Source organism: Bacterioplanes sanyensis, assembly GCF_014652515.1.
GTDB lineage: Bacteria > Pseudomonadota > Gammaproteobacteria > Pseudomonadales > Oceanobacteraceae > Bacterioplanes > Bacterioplanes sanyensis.
Genome location: NZ_BMYY01000005.1, coordinates 219,928 through 238,949, shown reverse-complemented (window position 1 = coordinate 238,949; position 19,022 = coordinate 219,928). Strand labels below are relative to the sequence as shown.

Genomic DNA, 19,022 nt, shown 5'->3' with positions numbered 1-19,022 from the left:
AACACCGATTGAATTTGAAAAATGTGCTTAGAAAAGTGTCCGGTTTGGGTTGACCACAACAATTCAAGCGCTTTTGACTGAAGAGGACTATCAGAAAAACTTCCCCGCCTTGAAAAGCGACATAGATGACCAATTGGGTGATTATGAGAGAAGACTTCCATTGTTCAAACCATGGGTAAAGTACTTGGTCGGAGATTACGGAGTTTTCTTAGCCTGCGAGTGCTATATCAACCCTGCTAAGGAAACCACTTACTATATTATGCGGCGTTTGCAACAGCTTTCTCTCGGTTGGTTTCAGTGCCCATTGCACGACGGTGAGCTGTTTGATTTTGAGCTTGATGAAACTGTTCATCCAGTCTACGGCAGGGCGAAAGGAGAGACTGCCGATGCGGTAAAATGGTTTAGAGCGCTACAAACAGCTTGGGTTACGCGTAATCAAAAGGCCATTGATTTTTTGATGAGCATAGACTTTAAAACCGTATTGTCTGTGACCTCATTCAAAGACACCATGTTCACGACAACTGCAGCTTTGTATCGAAAGCTTCAGCTACAGCACGATATTCGCGATGCTTTGTTGGAATGCCAATTCAGCCCCAGCACCTTGGATGGCAACCCAGCCAAGCTGGACCGCGCCGAGCTACTTTTATTGCCACCGATAGACGTCATCGCCACCATTGCCTTCGAAGAAGGTGAGGCACGTTTTAACCAGGCGATAGAAAACGCACTGCTTCAGCATCAGCGGTACTACAAAAAAGACCCAGATATCGCGACACCAGATACGGCATTGTCAATGCCTCTAATGGGCCTAGCAGCCTTGGCCTACGACCGCTTAGGTTATCGTGTGACGGTTGAAAACCGCTATATTCCCCAGTGGTTGGTGGAACATCAGGATTGGTCACAGCTACCGCCGTTGGCCGACGACAGCTTGCGGCTTAATTTCCCCGTGCGCACACGCAATCCTTTGGAGAAATAATATGAGCATAATGCAGCGTTTCCCCAACTATTTCGCCGACTACTGGTAGGGTGAAAGCCGCTCGCCCGAGCAGCTTGGTCGCCTTCGCTGGTTGGCGGCGCCATCTCAGGCCGATTTGGTGTTGCAAGAGTGATTTTAATGACTGGAGACTTTGACGCGGCAAAGTTTGAGATGATTTTTTATATCTCGGTTTGGCGCCTCGGTTTTCCGCGCCTTAGCAGGCCGCCTGAGTTGGCAATGGCTGTGCCCGCAGGGGCTGCCCGGACGGCAGCACCAGCCAACATCCTGCCGGGATGCAGGCTGTTGGCGTTGCGGCGACCACAGCATTGGCAACTTAGGGAACACGGCCTGTGCAGCGCAGAGCAGGGAGCTCGCCCGCCCGGCGTGAGGGATAAGATCCCTCAAGGAGGGCATAGGGCTTGGCGAAAAAGAAAATGTAGATACGGGGTCAGAGCTTAAGCTCTGACCCCAACTCAGTACCACGGCATTGACAACAAAGGGAGCTCGCCCGCCCAGTGTGAGGTTAACCTCAAGGAAGGCAAGTGGCCGAGCAGCGTTTAACCCAATCTTGAGGATCAAACCATGAAAACGCACATCACTCACTGGGTGACCTTGGCCGCCCTCAGTACCTTGCTGGCTGCCTGCGGTGGCAGCGGCTCATCGGGCGATTCCAGCACCGTGGAAGTCGCACCCGAACCAGACACCAACACTGAGCAAGAAAGCACAGTGCCAGCCAGTATGGATGAGCGCAGCCAACTGCTATTGCCCACCCATATTAACCATCGCCCAGTCAGCTGGATCGTCGACACTGACGATGCACCGCTGGAGCTGGTTAAAAACGAGCAAGGCCAGTTAACGCTGCACAGCCAAGACGTGGTGGAAGACACCCAGGTAGAGTTAGTCGCCAGCGATACCAGCCGCCATACCCTCACCATTAAAGAAATCGACGCGCAAAAACTGCCGCCTAAGCCAAAATTCTTTGCTGCCCGCGAAACCATCGAAGGCATTGATACGGATGGCAATGGCGTGCGCGATGAAGTGGAGCATGGACTGTACGAGCTATATGGCAGTAAGTTTCAGCTTTATCGTGCGAGCTTGTGGAGAGCTTATGGGCTTCAGCTGATGATGGAAAATGGTGGGTCAGGAGACTTCGAAGAGCTTAGCAGAGTGAAAGAAATATCCATGAAAATGGTGGCATGCTTTGGTTCTTACTCTGGTACCAATGATTATGAGGTTGGCGAATACCGTTCGGCTATAACGTCGTTTGTATTTAACACAGATGAAAGAAAAAAATCATATGAAGGATTCGAGCGATGGCTTTCTTCTCAGCTAATTAAAGCTGTTGATGTAAATGCAAAGGAGTGTGAAGAATATGCTCAACCGTAAGCTAGGGTTTGCTATATTATTATTTCTGAATATATCTATGGTGCGTTCTGAAGTATACTGTCCAGTAGTGGAGGTCGATGGCGGAGACGGCGAAGCACTAACGAAAATTTATTACCTACCAACAACATATACTAGTACTGGAGCGCTTAGGGATATCGTTGATAAGCTGAAGCGCGTAGATTTTTTGAAAAACGATTCTCTGTCAATAGCGGCTCTCCCCTCCTCCAACTCCTATAACGGCCCCGGCAGCTCTGAATACGACGGTCTGGCCTTGGCCATTGCTGAAAAGGTATTGGAGCGAGACAGTGCTGCTGCTGGCACAGCCATCGATCCTCATGTCGATAATGTGATCAACTTTTATAATAACGGCATAACCAATCGCCAAGCCGTGGACATTTATCGAGCGGGCACCAATAACGGTATTTTAACTGAGCCAGAGTCGGGCTTTAGTCGTGATATTAGCGATGAAATGGGCTACGTCATTGGTAGCGAAATGCGAAAAACCATCGAACGCCAACGTGAGCAGTTACAAGAGGGCGTTGAGCAAGTTAAAGCCGATATGATCGCCGGCCATCGGCTCGTTCAGAGCTTTCCCAATATCAACTATGGTGTGGCTTCTGGAGTTTAAATTTGCTATATCCAATAGGCATCGGGCACGAACAAAACTAAAAAGGGTGATATATGGAAGCTCAATCTAAAGACAATAAAGTCGTTGCGACACTTTGGCTGGTTTTGGCTGTAGCAGTCGCTGTCGCGGGTGTGTATGCCTGCTTTACTCCAGGGCGGTATGTGGCTCCGGGGTTTGTGGGGTTGTCACTGCTACTCGGTTGCCTTGGGCGTCAATGTTTGAGCAAATACTGGTTGGAGGATGCTGTTTATCAGAAGACCATTCGAGGCTTGGCTCTGTTTGTTGTTTCTGCAATGGTAATAGGTGCCCTAGTGTCCTGAATCAGAAGCTCAGGCTTGTAGTGGGCCATTCACCGTTTCTGGTTGGGTTTAACTCGCAGATAGGGGCAGTTCCATTGGTGAGAGTAGAACGAAGCAAAATGGCCTGAGGACGCGCCCAAGGTAGCGAATGGAAAGCTCAATTTTGGCATTGATTTTCTTGAGAGGGTTCCGGTATTTCCTTTGAAAGCGTCTGCGACAGTACTTTCTATTGGCACTGAAAATACACGAGCTGCTGATTCAGTCGATAATAGCTGCCCCCGCAATGTGTGTGTTTCTCGCAATGCTGTTGTGTACACTCCATCAAGAATATGTCCGTTGCAACAATGCATAGAGAAACCATGACCATCGCATTTCACCCAATCAAAGACCCCAACTGTGAAGAAGTGTTCCAGCTCATCAAGCAGGGGTTATTCCCGTATGTCGATGCTGTGTTTGGTTGGGACGATGATTTTCAACGTCAGCGCATTGCAGATGAGTATCAGCCCGAGTGGTTTCATTGGGTGTACGAAGGCGAGGCTAAAGTTGGGTTGGTGTGTTTTAAACCCTATGATCAGGCCTTGCACTTGCATCTGATTGTCTTGGCTGAAGACTACTGTGGTCAGGGCTTGGGTAAAAAAACCATGATTGCGGTGCAGCGCCTCGCGGCTGAAGAGCAGCGTGCAGTGACGCTGTCGTGCTTTCAGTGCAACCACAGGGCTGTGCGGCTGTATCAATCCTTGGGGTATGACGTCACGGCGCAAGATGAATATTTTGTTTCTTTAGCGCTGCCAGTTGCGGCAGTTAAATAGGGCACGGCTTTTTTACAAGACGACTTCGCATAGTCGCGTTAGCCTGTCGCCACCTAATGCGACATTGTGACTACTAATGCGATATTGTGCCTATGGATCATATTCGTTATTACCGCCCCCAGCCTGATATCAGTCTGATCGATGCCAGTTACCAGGCGTTTGCGTTTCAGCGTCACTATCATCTCGATTTTCACATCGGTCTGATCACCGCAGGTGTCCAGCGCTTTCGCTACCGTGGCCAAAGCTATACCGCAGGGGCGGGCGAGTTGGTATTGATGCCACCGGATGAACTGCATGATGGCGAGGCTCAGCTGGAGCAGGGGTATCAGGTCAACGTTTTTGCCATGGAGCCGCACTGGTTGGCTCAGCTTGCCGATGTGTCAGATCCTTCAGGTTTGATCCATTTCAATCAGTTGGTCGTCAAAGACGCAAACGTGTTTGCGTTTTTACGCCAATTGCATCGGCTGCTGCGCCAATCACAGTTAAGTCAGTTGGCGCAGGATTGCTTACCGCTGGAGGGGTTTCATTTGCTGTTCGAGCGCTATGCTGCTCAGGCCTCTTTGTCGCCCAACAAGCTGGGTAAGCAAAATATGGCGGAATTAAAAGCCTATTTGCTGGCGCATCTTGATCAGCCGGTGCGTTTACAGTCGCTGGCTGAGCTGTGTGATTTAACCCCCACGCAGCTGCAGCGCCATTTTAAGGCCACCACCGGCTTAACCCCTTACGCCTGGTTTAGTCAGCTGCGCTTAGAGCAAGGCATGAAGCACCTGCAAGCCGGTTTAAGCCCGGTCGAGGTCGCGCATGCCGTGGGGTATTACGATCAGGCGCATTTTTGCAAAGCCTTTAAGCGCCAATATGGCGTGCCACCTTCGCAAGTGAAGGGGGCTGAGCGGCGTTGATTTTATACGAGCCAAACTTTCGCGCTCGCTTCACACTGCAGCCTTAAATACATCGATTTTTCTGAGGTGGTATGAACGAGTTAACCCTGTTGTTGACCTTGGCGGCGGTGCACAGCGTTGCGCTGCTGAGCCCAGGGCCAGACTTTGCTTTGGTGGTACAACACGCGGCGCGTCATGGTCGTCGCAGCGGGCTGTGCATTGCGTTGGGATTGTCGCTGGGCATTCTTTTGCACACGGCGCTGAGTTTAACGGGGGTGAGCTATCTGATTCAGCAACATGAATCTGTGTTTGCTGTGGTGCAGCTGCTCGGCGGTGGGTTTTTGTTGTATTTGGGGGTGACGGCGCTGTGGGCCAGCTACCAAGGGTGGCAGCAAGTCGCTGTGGCTGAGACTGCATCGGTTGCTTTGGTGCACTCGCCTTTGCAGGCAGTATTAAAGGGGCTGGCGACGAACTTGCTTAATCCTAAAGCCTTGGTGTTCTTTGTCAGCCTGATGTCGACTCTGGTGCCTGCCAATGTGAGCCTGGCGGTAAAGGGGCTGGCCACCGCGTTGTTGTTTGCCTTGTCGCTGGGCTGGTTTGCGTTGCTGGCCTGGTGGCTGTCGTCGTCTGCCATGCAACAGCGGCTGGCGCGGGCCAGCCATTATATTGATGCCCTATGTGGCGGTATTTTCAGCGTGTTGGGCGGCGGCATTCTATTGAGTCGTCTGGCGGCTATTTAAGCTCGTCGTTGAGCAAATCCAACGGCAGCTCGGTAGTGTATTTCAGTTGCGTGATGGCGACGCTGCTGTGCACCTCACGCACCGCCGGCATTTGCGATAAATGCTGGCGGAAGAAGCGCTCATAGCCCTGAATGTCTTTCACCACGATGCGTAAGTGGAAATCCATGCTGCCGGTCATGGTGTAGCACTCGGTCACTTCCGGAAAGGCGCAAATGGCCTCTTCGAACTCTCTTAATGACTGATCGGCATGACCGCTTAAACGTACATTCACAAATACCACGACCCCCAAGCTGAGCTTTTGTGCGTCCAAAAGCGCCACTCGTTTACGGATCAGGCCGGCTTGCTCTAAGCGATTTATCCGACGCCAGCAAGGCGATTGTGACAAGCCTACCTGATTGGCCACTTCGGCCACCGATAAGGTGGCGTCTTGTTGCAATATTTTGAGAATTTTCTTGTCAGTTTTGGTCCATTTTTCTTGGGATAGATCTTCCATCATCTGCCTCATTGAAGAATAAATTTGCCTTGAATCTATCTCTCGCGGCATGTTTTGGCAAATTCTATGTTTTTTTTTAGAAGCTATAGCTCGCCTTCAAACCCTGTGATAACTCTTTAATAAGCGGATGAAAATAAACAGCGAAAACCAAACACTTGTTTGAAAAAACGCTGAGCCGAGCCAAACAAAAATAACAACGCAGGAGCTCAACCATGAGACTGCAATCTGTATCGCTTGATGATAAGTACACCCGCACCGACGGCCAGGTGTACATGACCGGTATCCAGGCGCTGGTGCGCCTGCCCATGCTGCAAGCCGCGCGTGACAAGGCCGCCGGCCTCAATACCGCTGGGTATATCTCAGGTTATCGTGGCTCGCCTTTGGGCGGCCTTGATGGTGCCTTGTGGAGCGCCCAGAAGTTTTTAAAGAACCACAACGTACGCTTTCAGCCAGCCATTAACGAAGATCTGGGCGCCACCGCCGTATGGGGCAGTCAGCAGGCCAATATGTACGACGACGCCAAGTACGACGGCGTATTCGCCATGTGGTATGGCAAAGGGCCAGGGGTGGACCGCTCGATGGACGTGTTTAAACACGCCAACGCCGCCGGTACCTCCAAACACGGTGGCGTGCTGTTGGTGGCGGGTGACGATCATGCGTCCAAATCGTCGACGCTGCCGCATCAAAGCGAACACATGATGATTGGTGCCAGCATTCCGGTACTCAATCCAGCCGGTGTGCAGGAGGTGCTGGACTACGGCATTTACGGTTGGGAGCTGTCGCGCTACAGCGGTTGCTGGGTCTGCCTGAAGGCCATTACCGAGGTGATGGACAGCTCGCAAGTGGTGGATGTTGAGCAAAATCGCATTAAGATTAATATCCCCACCGATTTTGAACTGCCCGCCGACGGTGTGCACATTCGCTGGCCAGATTCGCCCCAAGCCCAAGAAGAGCGCTTAAACCGCTACAAGATTTACAGCGCCATCGCCTTCGCTCGTGCCAACGGTCTCAACAAAATTGTGGTCGACAGCAAAGCGCCCAAATTAGGCATTATTACCACAGGTAAATCTTACCTGGATGTGCGCCAAGCACTGGCCGACTTAGGCATTGATGATCAGCTTGCCTGTGATATCGGCATTCGCGTATTTAAAGTGGGCATGAGCTGGCCCCTCGACCCAGTGCTGACCCATGAGTTTGCCAAAGGCCTGGAAGAAGTCTTGGTGGTGGAGGAAAAACGCTCCATTCTAGAAGATCAGCTCACCGGCCAATTGTATAACTGGCCCGTCGAAGAGCGCCCCAGAGTGGTGGGCGAATTTGATGAGCAGCGCAACCTGCTGCTGCCCAATACCACCGAATTAACACCGGCGATGATTGCCCGTGTGATCGCCGATCGCATTAAACAGTTTTACACCAGTGAGGTGGTGCAAGAGCGGCTGAGCTTTTTAAATAAAAAAGAAGAAGCCCTAGCCAAACCGCGCACCGGCATTGACCGAGTACCGCATTATTGCTCGGGCTGCCCGCACAACAGCTCAACCAAAGTACCGGAAGGCAGCCGCGCCTTGGGCGGTATTGGCTGTCATTACATGGTCAACTGGATGGACCGCTCTACCTCAACCTTTACCCAAATGGGTGGCGAAGGTGTGACCTGGGTCGGGCAGGCGCCGTTTGTTGGCGATAAGCACGTTTTCCAAAACTTGGGCGACGGTACGTATTTCCACTCGGGCAGCTTGGCCATTCGCCAGGCCATCGCCTCCGGTGCCAATATTACCTATAAAATTTTATACAACGACGCCGTCGCCATGACCGGTGGTCAGCCTCTGGATGGCACCATGAGTGTGATGCAGCTGACTCACCAGCTGTATGGCGAAGGCGTTAAGCATATTTATCTGGTGAGTGACGATTTATCTAAATTCACCAATAAACATGAGTTCGCCGAAGGCACGAAATTTTATGATCGTGATGAACTTGAGCATGTACAAAAAACCATGCGCGAGTTGCCGGGCGTCTCAGTACTGATTTATGAGCAAACCTGTGCGGCGGAAAAACGCCGTCGACGCAAGCGCGGTAAAATGCCAGACCCGCAAAAACGCGTCATTATTAACCAAGAGGTGTGTGAAGGTTGCGGTGACTGCAGTGTGCAATCGAACTGCTTATCTGTGGTACCCAAAGAAACCGAGCTGGGTCGTAAACGCACCATTGACCAAGACGCCTGTAACAAAGATTTCAGCTGCCTGAATGGCTTCTGCCCAAGCTTTGTTACGGTAGAAGGCGGCACGCTGAAAAAGCATGTGCCCAGCAGTGACGTCGTTAACCAAGCCCCGTCTTTGCTAAACCTGCCCGAGCCTAAGTTGGCCGACGCCAGCAATACCTGGAATATGGTGATCACTGGGGTCGGTGGTACTGGGGTAGTAACGACCGCGGCGGTGATTGGCATGGCGGCCCATATTCAAGGGTTGGGTGTCTCGGTATTGGACATGACTGGCTTGGCGCAAAAGTTTGGTGCCGTGGTCAGCCATGTGCGCTTTGCCAATAAACCTGCCGACATTAACGCGGTACGCATTCCAGCAGGCGAAGCCAATCTATTATTAGGCTGCGATTTGGTGGTCAGCGCCAACGATGACACCCTGGCGAAGGTGAACGACAAAATCACCTACGGCATCGTCAACGATCATCAAGCCATCACGGCGGAGTTTACCCGCAACGCCGATGCCCAGTTCCCAGCCGATGCGATGAAAGACACCATTGCTGATGCCGTCGGCAAAGACAAAACCCGTTTTGTGAATGCCACCCGCTTGGCCAAAGCCTTGCTGGGCGATGCCATGGCCACCAATATGTTTATGGTCGGCTATGCCATGCAGCAGGGTTTATTGCCCATTTCGCCTGACGCGCTGGATGAGGCCATTGAGCTGAATGGCGCAGCGGTTGAAGCCAACAAACAGGCTGTATTGTGGGGCCGTCGTGCAGCGCATGATCAGCTGGCGGTCGAAACCATTGTGAATCAACTGCCGGGCACCCCTAAGCCATTTAAGCCATTGGAAAAGCTGGAAGACATTATTGCCGATCGCATTCAGCGCCTAACGGAATATCAAGACGCAGCCTACGCGCGTCAATACGAGCAACTGGTGCAAGAAGTACAGCAAGCTGAGCAACAAAAATGTGCCGGCAGCACGCGCCTGACCAAGCTGGTAGCGCGCAATCTTTATAAGGTAATGGCCTATAAAGATGAATACGAAGTGGCACGCATGATGGCGGACCCGAAATTCATCGACAGCGTGCGCGAGCAGTTTGATGGCAAGTTTAAACTGAACTTCCATCTGGCACCGCCGATCTTTTCTAAAACCAACCCAGGTACTGGCCGTCCGGTTAAGCGGGAATTTGGCCCTTGGATGATGAAAGTTTTTCGTTTGCTGCGCCACTTTAAAGGGCTGCGTGGCAGCCAGCTGGATATTTTTGGCTACCACCCAGAGCGCCGTGAGGAGCGCGAACTGATTAAGCGCTATCAAGCGACGCTGCGCGATATGCTCAAGCAACTGTCGCCCAGCAATATTACGGTGGCCATGCAATATGCGCAGTTACCACAAGATATTCGAGGATTCGGGCCGGTTAAAATGGCCAGCCTGGAAAAAGCTAAACAACAAGAGCAGGCATTACTGGAGCAGTTCTTTGGCAGCCCAGTAAAAGTCTTCCAACCGGCCAGTCAGAGGTAAGTTATGTCCGTTTTTTCGCATAAAGATTTTGACCATCATGAAAATGTGCACTTTCACCACGACCCAGCAACAGGTCTGAAAGCCATTGTCGCCGTCCACAATACCAGTCGTGGCCCGGCACTCGGTGGCTGCCGCATGTTTGCCTATGCCTCAGATGAGGATGCACTGAGCGATGTGCTGCGTTTGTCGCGCGGTATGAGCTACAAATCGGCCATGGCTAATTTGCCTTTGGGCGGTGGCAAGTCCGTCATTATTGGCGACCCGGCAACGCAAAAAACACCTGCGTTGCTGCAAGCCATGGGCAAGTTTGTGCACTCGCTGGGAGGGCAATACATTGCCGCTGAAGACTCGGGCACCAGCGTGCCGGACATTGAGCAAATGGGCAGCATGACACCGCACGTGGCCGGCATTCAAAGCAAGTTGGATGTTGATGGCCGTCCGGTATCAGGGGATCCATCGCCGTCGACGGCTTACGGTGTTTATGTCGGCATTAAAGCCGCAGTAAAGCATAAGCTCGGTAGCGACTTAAAAGGCGTGCGCGTTGCCATTCAAGGGTTGGGTAATGTCGGTATGTATTTGGCGCAATATCTGGTGGATGCCGGTGCCGAGTTGACTGTGTGCGATATTCATGAAGAAAAGCTGAATATGGCCAAGCTGCGCTGGAATGCCAATATCGTTAGTGTTGATGATATTTTTGCTGCCGATGTCGATGTCTTTGCTCCTTGCGCTATGGGCGGCGCCATTAATGACAAAACCCTGCCGCAAATAAAGGCCCAAGTAATCGCTGGCGCTGCCAACAATCAGCTGGCGGAAAAACATCACGATAAGGCGGTGATGGAGCGCGGTATTTTATACGCACCTGACTATGTGATTAATGCCGGCGGCATCATTGACGTGTCTTATGAAGGCCCAGAGTATTCGGCGAAAAAAGCGCGTGCACACATTGATGGCATCGCCGATACCCTGTTTGAAATCTTTGAACGCTCCGACTCGACCGGAGAACCCACTGAGTTGCTAGCTAACCGAATTGCCGAGGAAAGGCTACAACTTCGTACCCCAGAGCATAGCCTCTGATCTCCCTTGGCAGCCCATTGGGCTGCCCTTTTTATTCTTAGTAGGTGCTGCATTGGGCAGCACCTGCTTCATTTTGATAAAGCGGCATTGCTGTAGGGTGCAATGCATCTTGATTGCTTAGAAAAACCAGCGTCGTGCCACCCCAAAGCTAAGTTCCTGCGCAGAAAAATGATAGTCATCTTGTGCGTGAGTTTGGTTATAAATGGCGACAGCCAGTTCCCAGCGCCAGTGCTCTCGCTCATAAGCAACAAAGGTTTGAAAACCTAGGGCGCTACCTTCACGATTGAAATACGCACGGTCGCAATGCTGATAAATCAAATTTTTAGAGTGACCATGGGTTTGACGCAGATATTGGCTAGCAGCTTGGTAGCAAGCGGGACTGTTTCTGCTTTCTGTATGATAAGCGCTGCCACGAATCCGGGTGTAACCCAAGGTCATGCCTAAGCCAACCTTCAGTGCGTGGGCCCTTGGTAGATCAAAACGATAAAACAAAGCCGGTTTTATCGCCAGCACCTCGGTGCGGCTGCGAGTATCGAGGTTCACTGAGGTTATTTTCCCATTGCGTTCAATGGTTTGCTGATGGGCATGATGAATATAGTAGCTGAACCCCGCCGTATAGCCCCAGTGTGACTGAGCAAAATATTGATCACCCAAACTCATACTGAGCCAGGGCCGAGGTTTTGCTGGGCCGTCCATGGTGAATGCAGCGTCAGTAGACTGTTCATGCTCAAACGCCGTCATGCGTTTGTATATGGTGATGCCAGTATTTAGCTCATATGCATCGGCCAAACAGTTAGTTGAGTACAATAACAACAGGAATGTGACGTAGGCTTTAAGCAAAAATCAAATCCCATCTAACAGCATCATTATTTACTATATCGAACGATTGAACAGCTCTCTAAGGAGCAGGCCAATTAAACGCCAAGCAAGATGAACCCTAGCTTAACGATGTGGATTAAATCTCATCCTTTAATAGAACGTCATCGCTAGCTGGGGGCACGGGAATGGCATCGTCATCAAAGCTATTTTTGAATAAGCCTACGTACTCAGCCACCATTCCGCCCTCGCATGTGCCTTCATACTCAACCCAATGCAGTGTATTGCCAATCAAGATCACACTGCCTGACACCACCAAGGTAATAGCAGGCAAGCCGATGGCCACGCCGAGAAGACACTCGTTCAGATTACCGCCTTGGCAGTTCCAGAATTGATCGTACTGCTCGATTCTAGCTGCCGTGTGTACATATCGCACTCTTGCGCATATCTGTGTTGCTCATCGACGGCCGGTACAAATGCGCAAGATGCCAGCACGCTGGCCAATAGAATGGTGATGTATTTCATTCCTTGAGGTTCTCTATCCGATGAATCGGCGCGATATTGCCACAGTATTCTTTGGCCTGACGACGTCACTGGCATGCCTTCGATGAGCTTGGATTGAACGTGGTGTCATAGGCAATGTTTAGTGTTGACAAAAAATCTGTTGTGGAAATTCTCGTCAGAGGGCTCGGTATCACGAAAACGGTTCGCTGATCTAGCCAGTTAGAGAAAGATTTTGTTGCATAGAACTGTGCAGGATTATTCAGAGGTTCCTTGAGTTTGGTGGTGAATCTAATAATGCGATATCACTTGATTGTAGTCGGTTTGGTGAATTCTATCTGTAGGACAATGGGCTTTATAAAGATAATGAAGCAGAGCCAATAGCTGATTATTACGTGGGAATTACCGTTGGTAATAATGGGTACGCCCGGGTGATTTTAAATGACTCCTCGGGTCTTAGGATAAATGGCAGAGGTGCCCTAGTGTTAACGAGGGTGTAATCATCGGCCCAATAATGCCAGAGTTGTCGTTATAGTAAACCAAGCGCAAACTATTCGCTGATTGTGAGTCGTTAACATAATATCAATATATCAATCACAGGGTATTTTCTGTTTTGTTTATTATAATCAACGACAAGTCAGGCTATGCATTATTCTTCTTTTAAAAACGCCAGCAGCTGCGCAAACGTCTCTGGCCCATAGCAGGCAATGCCATGTTCACTTAATAAGGCTGCGGTCAGCCCTTGCCCCTGAATCAGCCGGCCAGAAAATTCACCATCGTAGATCTCGCGGCTGCCGCAAGACGGCGAGCGATCAGCTAGCAAGGCAGCGGCCACTTGGTGTTGTTGTGCCAGTTTTAATGCTTGGCGCGCACCGGATTCAAATGCCTTGGTAAAGTCCTGGCCATCGCTGGCAATGACGCGGTTTTGATGTATTTCAGCTGCAGGCCTAGGCGTGGGTAAGCCTCCGGCCACTTCAGGGCAAATAATCACCAAGCGTTGTTGCTGCTGCCAATGTTGTAACCAGCTTTGCCAGTGAACCACTTTATCGTCATTGGCGCGGCCATCGTAACGCACGGGCTGACCCATTAGGCAAGCGCTGACCAGTATTTTATTCGTCATGGTTATCTGCTTTTTTGCACAACAAGTGCACGTAACGCCCTAAGCGCCGATAGGGCTCTTTTAGACCAAATTCTAAATCAGCTTGGTTAACGGCATCTTGACCGATGCGTTGGCGAATTTTTTGGTGCATATGATCGTGTATGCAGCGAATCCCACGCCAACGCTTAATGGTCATGCCCAACTGTTGCAAAACGTCGGCAATTTCATCTGGATCGAGCGGGTGTTGCGGTGCATTGCCTTGTTGGCGCAAACGTTCGGTGGCTGCAGCAGGCGCATGGGTGCGGCCATTCATTAATTGTCGCCATTGATGGCCGTGTAAATTATAAAACATCAAAGATAACCAACCGCCCGGTTTAACCTTGGATACCAGCAGCGGCAGTGCATCAAAAGGCCGCTCTAGCCACTCCAACACGGCATGATTTAATACCAGAGCATATTGCTGCGGAAAAAACTCATTCACTTGCTGCAAGCTGCCCAGCTGTGCGGTGAGGGGTAAGTGGGCAGCAGCAAATTGATCGCGTGCCAACGCCAGCATTTCGCTCGACACATCCAATAAATCTATCTGCGTGCCTTGCTGAGCAAGTTGTAAGCTGAATTGGCCTTGGCCACCGCCGAGATCCAACAGTGACTGTGGCGCACCGACGGCACAATCGTGAAAGTCTTGCGCTAATGCCAGCAGGCGCAGCTGGCCGCGAGGAGTGGCATAAATGGTGCGGCCAAAGCGCTCGGCCAAATCGTCAAAGTTGCGATCGGGCTGGGTTGGCTGTGTGTCAGTTATTGGGCGGGTAGTCATAGGCAGCTTTACTGTTTATTTTGCGTCATTGTACTGGGGAAGCGTGCCTAAGACGATGTGTCTATACTGTGCACTTGTCTGCAGTTGGGATGAAAGATTATGTCTGAGGGCCATACCTCGGATTCGGCGCCGGATGCCATGAACCGAAAAACACATTCTTCGCCGGGCGCACTACAACCTCAGATGTGCGAGCCGCGCTGTCCAGTGGGTGAGTCGCACTGTGCGATTATTGACGAGCTGATGGAGCTGCGCCAGCTGGTGGTGACAGATCCATTAACAGGCTTGTTCAATGTTCGTCATTTTACCGCAGCGTTAGAGCAAGAGTTGGAGCGCACTCAGCGCACTGGCATTGCCACCGCATTAATGATGATCGACTTGGATTTCTTTAAGCGGGTTAACGACGATTGGGGCCATGAAGCCGGCAATCGAGTGTTGCGCGGCACGGCCAACTGCATTCGTGACAACACCCGTAAACTGGATGTTCAATGTCGCTATGGCGGTGAGGAGTTTGCCGTGATTTTGCCCACCACCGAGCGGCGGTTGGCAATTCAGGTGGCTGAACGAGTACGGGCGGCCATTGCAGAGGCGGTGTTTTACGCCGATGACGAGCAGCAGCAAGCGATTCCAGTAACGGCTTCCATCGGCCTGGCTTGGCACGGCAATGGCCAGTGGCACACCCGCCAAAGCCTGGTGGAAGAAGCCGATGCTCAGTTATATCGGGCCAAAGAATCGGGCCGCAATCGAGTGTGCTATGCCCAAGCTGGCAGCCAGGTGGCGGTTAGCCAAGGGGAAAAAGACCTGCTGCATGACTTGTTTGCCCCCGCTGATGACGAGGCGCAAAACGCCGACGCTGATGACGACAGTAGCTGGGACTTTGACGGCAGCGGCCATTGATCATCGCTGACGTAGCGTCTCTACCTTCTGCCATAACTCTGCTGCGCTGATGCCGGGCTGGCGTTGGCCGCGCTCTACCTCAAACATTAACTGCGTCAGCATTTGATTCACGGGTGTTGCCACGCCTTCCTCTGCACCGGCTGCGGTCACGGCACCGTTTAAGAACAACACTTCCGTTGGCCGCCCTTGTTGTAGGTCTTCCCACATAGAAGAACGCGCTTTGGGGTCAATGGCCAGCATGCGTTTGGCCAAGCGCTTAAACAACCAGTCTGGGCTGGTGATAAGTTTGGGCAGCCAAGCAGGGGGCAAGGCGGTTAAGCGTGCCAGAGCAATGCCTTTTGCTTGGGCAACCAGTGCCAGCTCTTGCATTGCCAGCGCCAACACTTGCCGGTATGGACGTTGCTCTAACTCGGTTTTTAACGGTAAGTCGGATAACGCATTGATGACATTATTGAGGTTCAGCTGCAGCTTGGCCCAAGCGACGCTATCAAAGTCTTGTTCAAGGTGGCACTCCAGCCCCTGCTGTTGCCAAGCGTGTTGCAGCTGAGCCAACGCTGGGTCATGTTGCAGGTGAATCGCGCCCTCGGTGCCGCGGTGAAACTGGTGACCATCAGCCACCACATTAAAACCGACAATGCCACGTAACACGGTTAAATCTGGGCACTGATGGCGCACGGCCTCATCACTGCCCAAGCCGTTTTGCAGACACACCACGCGAATGCCGGTGCGTGCATACTGTGCCAGTTGTTCAGCAGCATCTTCCATCGCCAAGCACTTGAGCGTGACCAAGATCAGGTCGGCGCGCTTGAGCACGGTTGGATCTGTGCTGTAATCCGGTGCCTGCCAGGTCAGCGCTCGGCCTTGATAATCACTGAGTTCGATGGCGCCCTGGTGCTCGATAAGCTGCTGTAAGCGCGGACGGCCCAGCAGTGTGACCTTCAATCCGGCAGCCTGTAAGCAACCGCCTAAGTAACAGCCGATGGAGCCGGCGCCATAAATAACAATTTGCATATAAACCCTCTCAAAGCTGACTCCAGTTTTGCCGAGTCGCTGGGTGAGCACAAGCGGGTGACAAAACGTTACAGTGATGGCTATTGTTTTGCTTCCATGTGATTCGTACTGTAGGCGTCTTGATAAAAATAAAAGTAAAGAGGTATCTCATGATGCAAGGCCTGATGATGGACCGCCCATTGCTCATCTCCAGTTTGCTGGAACATGCTGAGTCGACTCATCCAACCAGTGAGATCGTTAGCCGTCGCTGCGAAGGCGATATTCATCGCTACCAGATGCGCGATGCCGCTCGCCGCTCACGTCAGGTAGCGAACTTGCTGGCCAGTTTGGGCATTGAGCAGGGGGATCGCATTGCCACTCTGGCCTGGAACGGCTACCGCCATTTTGAATTGTATTTTGGCGTGTCTGGCTATGGTGCTGTGTTGCACACCATTAACCCTAGGTTATTTGCTGAGCAACTGGTGTACATCATCAACCACGCTGAAGACCGTTATATTTTTGTTGATTTGACCTTTGTGCCCTTACTAGAGGCCATTCAAGATCAAATCAGCGGCGTTGAGGGCATCATTGTATTGTGCGATGCCGGGCATATGCCGGAAACCAAGCTGAGCAAGGTGCACTGCTATGAAGCCTTGCTGGCGCAGCAATCTGAGCAGTTTGACTGGCCTGAATTTGATGAGCGCAGCGCGGCCAGCATGTGTTACACCTCTGGCACCACCGGCAACCCCAAAGGCGTATTGTATAGCCACCGCTCGACGGTGATTCATGCCATGGGGTCGATTGGTGAAGAAGCGCTGGGGCTGGCGTCGACCTCGTGCTTTTTACCAGTCGTGCCTATGTTCCATGTAAATGCTTGGGGCACGCCATATTCAGCGGCCATCACTGGCGCGAAACAGGTCTTTCCCGGGCCGGGTATGGACGGCGCTTCATTGTGGGAATTGATTGACGCTGAACAGCCCGATTTATTATTGGGTGTGCCGACGGTTTGGTTAATGTTGCTGAATCATATGGATGCCATCGGCAAAAAGCTGGAGTCAGTGCAAAACGTTGTGGTGGGCGGTGCGGCCGCGCCGTATTCGATGATCAAGGCGTTTCAGGAAAAGCACGATGCTTTTTTAATCCATGCCTGGGGCATGACAGAAATGAGCCCCATTGGCACCGTCAACTCGCATAATGCCCATATGGAATCTTTGCCGTTGGAGCAGCGCTATCAGTTGCAACTGAAGCAAGGCCGGCCCATTTATGGCGTAGAAATGAAAATTGTTGATGACAACCACAACGAGCTGCCCAAAGACGGCAAAGCCTATGGCCGTTTATTGGTGCGTGGTCCGTGGATTGTTAGCAGCTACTACAAAAACGACGATGACAGCAGTTTTATTGATGGCTGGTTTGATACCGGCGACGTGGCCACCATTGATGAAAACAATTATTTGCACATCGTGGATCGTTCAAAAGATGTGATTAAATCCGGCGGTGAATGGATCAGCTCCATTGACTTAGAAAACGCCGCCGTCGGCCACCCGGATTTAGTCGAGTGCTGTGTGATTGGTGCCCGTCACGAAAAATGGGACGAGCGGCCGTTATTGCTGGCGGTGCGCAAGCCAGGCAGTGAGGTCAGTGCCGATGACATTCGCGATTATCTGACGGATAAAATCGCTAAATGGTGGATGCCGGATGCCATTCTATTTGTCGACGAGCTGCCGCATACAGCCACAGGCAAGCTATTAAAAATAAATCTGCGACAGCAGTATGAAAACTACCTAATGGAAGGCGAGCCGGCTTAACTAAGCCGAAAGATGGTGCGGGCACTGTATGTGCCGCACCACTTTGGCGTGTTACTGGGCATTACAATGCATGCCGCCGCCAAACTCCAACGCACCTTGTGGAAAGTGTGCTGTTTCTTTGAGTTTGCCGAAGCGATACAGCTCAACATCAATTTGCGCATTCATGGTTTTAGCCGATGGATACTCGGCATTAAATACCTGTAATGATGGCAGGGTGGAATCTTCAAAGTCTTCCATGTTGGCACGAGCATTAATACGTAACTCTTTGCCTAGACCTTTGAGTACCATGTTAAGTTTGCCTTCGCATGGCTGCAGGGTACGTTCAACGGTTAGGCCTGCAACTGAGGGTAAAAACGTCATGCTATGGTCACTTGAGCGATAGCGCCCCGCCCACATCTCAATGGCAAAGCCTTCATCTGAGCCGCCGGCGAGCATTAATTGACGCTCTGCTTCAGTGGCCATAACAAAGGCATAGTTGGTCGCCTGGCTGGTGCTCCAGCCTTTGTCGATGTAGGTGCTGGCACTGCCTTGGTGTTGGGCATAGTCGGCACTGAAAGTGTAGTGCGCAGGGGTTGCGAGGCTAAAAACAAACCAACGGTTGGCGACATTGGGTAAAGACGTTAATAAACTGTACGGGCTGGCGCCTTTATTGAGCCGCCAGTAGTGTTGATGGGGGCCAGTTAGCTCGGATGAAAAAGAAAACTCGGGTGTGTTAATACGAATTGACGTTTCTGTCATCTCGGCAACCCCAGGAATGCGAAATACAAAGCCATGGTCCGTCTCTGGCTTGGCGCTGACCTCAACGTCGTTGTATAGGTAGTCGTAGGTGCGAATGTCTCCTTCTAACGGGGTGTACACCAAATGCAAATAGCCCCGCTCTTTAAGCTCGGGGTCATCGGCGTAGATAAAGGTTTGCATACTGATTTTGAAATACCCCACCTTTGGGTCATTAAAATAATAAAACCACTGTTCATTCCAAGGTTGGCCCGTGGGAGTGTGGGGTTTAAGGTCGGCCAGCGTAGTGGCATAAACATGGTTGCATAATATCGCCATGAATAGCACGGATCTGAGTATCCAGGTCATCATTTCATTAGCCTCAATTAAAGACAATAAAAA

At 51.4% G+C, this 19,022-nt stretch carries 17 protein-coding genes; 10 read left to right on the top strand and 7 right to left on the bottom strand.

What is annotated here, in order from left to right; all coding sequences use genetic code 11:
* The first annotated feature begins 259 nt into the window (after positions 1-259).
* The 6 genes from IE090_RS10105 (at position 260) to IE090_RS10080 (ending at position 5,713) form a co-directional block, all read left to right on the top strand.
* Positions 260-973: an immunity 49 family protein gene (locus IE090_RS10105; protein ID WP_189388247.1), complete on the top strand. Its 714-nt coding sequence runs from the start codon at positions 260-262 to the stop codon at positions 971-973.
* A gap of 582 nt (positions 974-1,555) precedes the next feature.
* Complete coding sequence (locus IE090_RS10100; RefSeq protein WP_189388246.1) at positions 1,556-2,359, top strand: hypothetical protein; 804 nt, start codon at positions 1,556-1,558, stop codon at positions 2,357-2,359.
* Positions 2,346-2,987 carry a hypothetical protein gene (locus tag IE090_RS10095; protein WP_189388245.1) on the top strand — a complete coding sequence of 214 codons (642 nt, stop codon included), beginning with the start codon at positions 2,346-2,348 and terminating at the stop codon, positions 2,985-2,987. The genes IE090_RS10100 and IE090_RS10095 overlap by 14 nt, the downstream gene beginning before the upstream one ends.
* A 658-nt stretch (positions 2,988-3,645) precedes the next feature.
* Positions 3,646-4,095: a GNAT family N-acetyltransferase gene (locus tag IE090_RS10090; RefSeq protein WP_189388244.1), complete on the top strand. Its 450-nt coding sequence runs from the start codon at positions 3,646-3,648 to the stop codon at positions 4,093-4,095.
* Between the two features lie 92 nt (positions 4,096-4,187).
* Positions 4,188-4,994, top strand: coding sequence for an AraC family transcriptional regulator (locus IE090_RS10085; protein ID WP_189388243.1), 807 nt, complete (start codon positions 4,188-4,190; stop codon positions 4,992-4,994).
* A 71-nt stretch (positions 4,995-5,065) separates the two neighbouring features.
* Positions 5,066-5,713 (top strand): LysE family translocator, encoded by a 648-nt coding sequence (locus tag IE090_RS10080; protein ID WP_189388242.1) that lies wholly within the window; start codon positions 5,066-5,068, stop codon positions 5,711-5,713.
* On the opposite strand, the gene IE090_RS10075 is transcribed toward IE090_RS10080, so the two are convergent.
* Entirely contained in the window at positions 5,706-6,209 is a 504-nt protein-coding gene (locus IE090_RS10075; RefSeq protein ID WP_229815674.1) for an Lrp/AsnC family transcriptional regulator, read from the bottom strand. The genes IE090_RS10080 and IE090_RS10075 overlap by 8 nt on opposite strands.
* 209 nt (positions 6,210-6,418) lie before the next feature.
* On the opposite strand from IE090_RS10075, the gene IE090_RS10070 reads away from it, so the two are divergent.
* The gene (locus IE090_RS10070) at positions 6,419-9,913 is read left to right on the top strand and encodes an indolepyruvate ferredoxin oxidoreductase family protein (RefSeq protein WP_189388240.1); all 3,495 of its coding nucleotides are present in this window, start codon (positions 6,419-6,421) and stop codon (positions 9,911-9,913) included.
* Between the two features lie 3 nt (positions 9,914-9,916).
* Complete coding sequence (locus IE090_RS10065; RefSeq protein ID WP_189388239.1) at positions 9,917-10,987, top strand: Glu/Leu/Phe/Val family dehydrogenase; 1,071 nt, start codon at positions 9,917-9,919, stop codon at positions 10,985-10,987.
* A gap of 117 nt (positions 10,988-11,104) precedes the next feature.
* Here the strand turns inward: IE090_RS10065 and IE090_RS10060 are convergent, their stop codons facing one another.
* The 4 genes from IE090_RS10060 to IE090_RS10045 form a co-directional block, all read right to left on the bottom strand.
* Positions 11,105-11,776 (bottom strand): hypothetical protein, encoded by a 672-nt coding sequence (locus IE090_RS10060; RefSeq protein WP_189388238.1) that lies wholly within the window; start codon positions 11,774-11,776, stop codon positions 11,105-11,107.
* Between the two features lie 166 nt (positions 11,777-11,942).
* On the bottom strand, positions 11,943-12,239 hold the full coding sequence (locus IE090_RS10055) for a hypothetical protein (RefSeq protein ID WP_189388237.1): 297 nt from the start codon (positions 12,237-12,239) through the stop codon (positions 11,943-11,945).
* Positions 12,240-12,953: 714 nt separating this feature from the next.
* On the bottom strand, positions 12,954-13,424 hold the full coding sequence (locus IE090_RS10050) for a 2-thiouracil desulfurase family protein (protein WP_189388236.1): 471 nt from the start codon (positions 13,422-13,424) through the stop codon (positions 12,954-12,956).
* Positions 13,414-14,217, bottom strand: a complete 804-nt coding sequence (locus tag IE090_RS10045; protein ID WP_189388235.1) for a methyltransferase domain-containing protein — start codon at positions 14,215-14,217, stop codon at positions 13,414-13,416. The genes IE090_RS10050 and IE090_RS10045 overlap by 11 nt, the downstream gene beginning before the upstream one ends.
* A 99-nt stretch (positions 14,218-14,316) precedes the next feature.
* Between IE090_RS10045 and IE090_RS10040 the strand changes: the two genes are divergently transcribed.
* On the top strand, positions 14,317-15,111 hold the full coding sequence (locus tag IE090_RS10040) for a GGDEF domain-containing protein (protein WP_229815672.1): 795 nt from the start codon (positions 14,317-14,319) through the stop codon (positions 15,109-15,111).
* Here IE090_RS10040 and IE090_RS10035 read toward each other — a convergent pair whose 3' ends face one another.
* The gene (locus IE090_RS10035; RefSeq protein WP_189388234.1) at positions 15,112-16,122 is read right to left on the bottom strand and encodes a 2-dehydropantoate 2-reductase; all 1,011 of its coding nucleotides are present in this window, start codon (positions 16,120-16,122) and stop codon (positions 15,112-15,114) included.
* Between the two features lie 149 nt (positions 16,123-16,271).
* Here IE090_RS10035 and IE090_RS10030 point away from each other — a divergent pair, with 149 nt between their 5' ends.
* Positions 16,272-17,906, top strand: coding sequence for a long-chain-fatty-acid--CoA ligase (locus IE090_RS10030; RefSeq protein WP_308428499.1), 1,635 nt, complete (start codon positions 16,272-16,274; stop codon positions 17,904-17,906).
* 51 nt (positions 17,907-17,957) lie between these two features.
* Here IE090_RS10030 and IE090_RS10025 read toward each other — a convergent pair whose 3' ends face one another.
* Positions 17,958-18,959 carry a hypothetical protein gene (locus IE090_RS10025; protein ID WP_189388233.1) on the bottom strand — a complete coding sequence of 334 codons (1,002 nt, stop codon included), beginning with the start codon at positions 18,957-18,959 and terminating at the stop codon, positions 17,958-17,960.
* Positions 18,960-19,022: the final 63 nt, after the last annotated feature.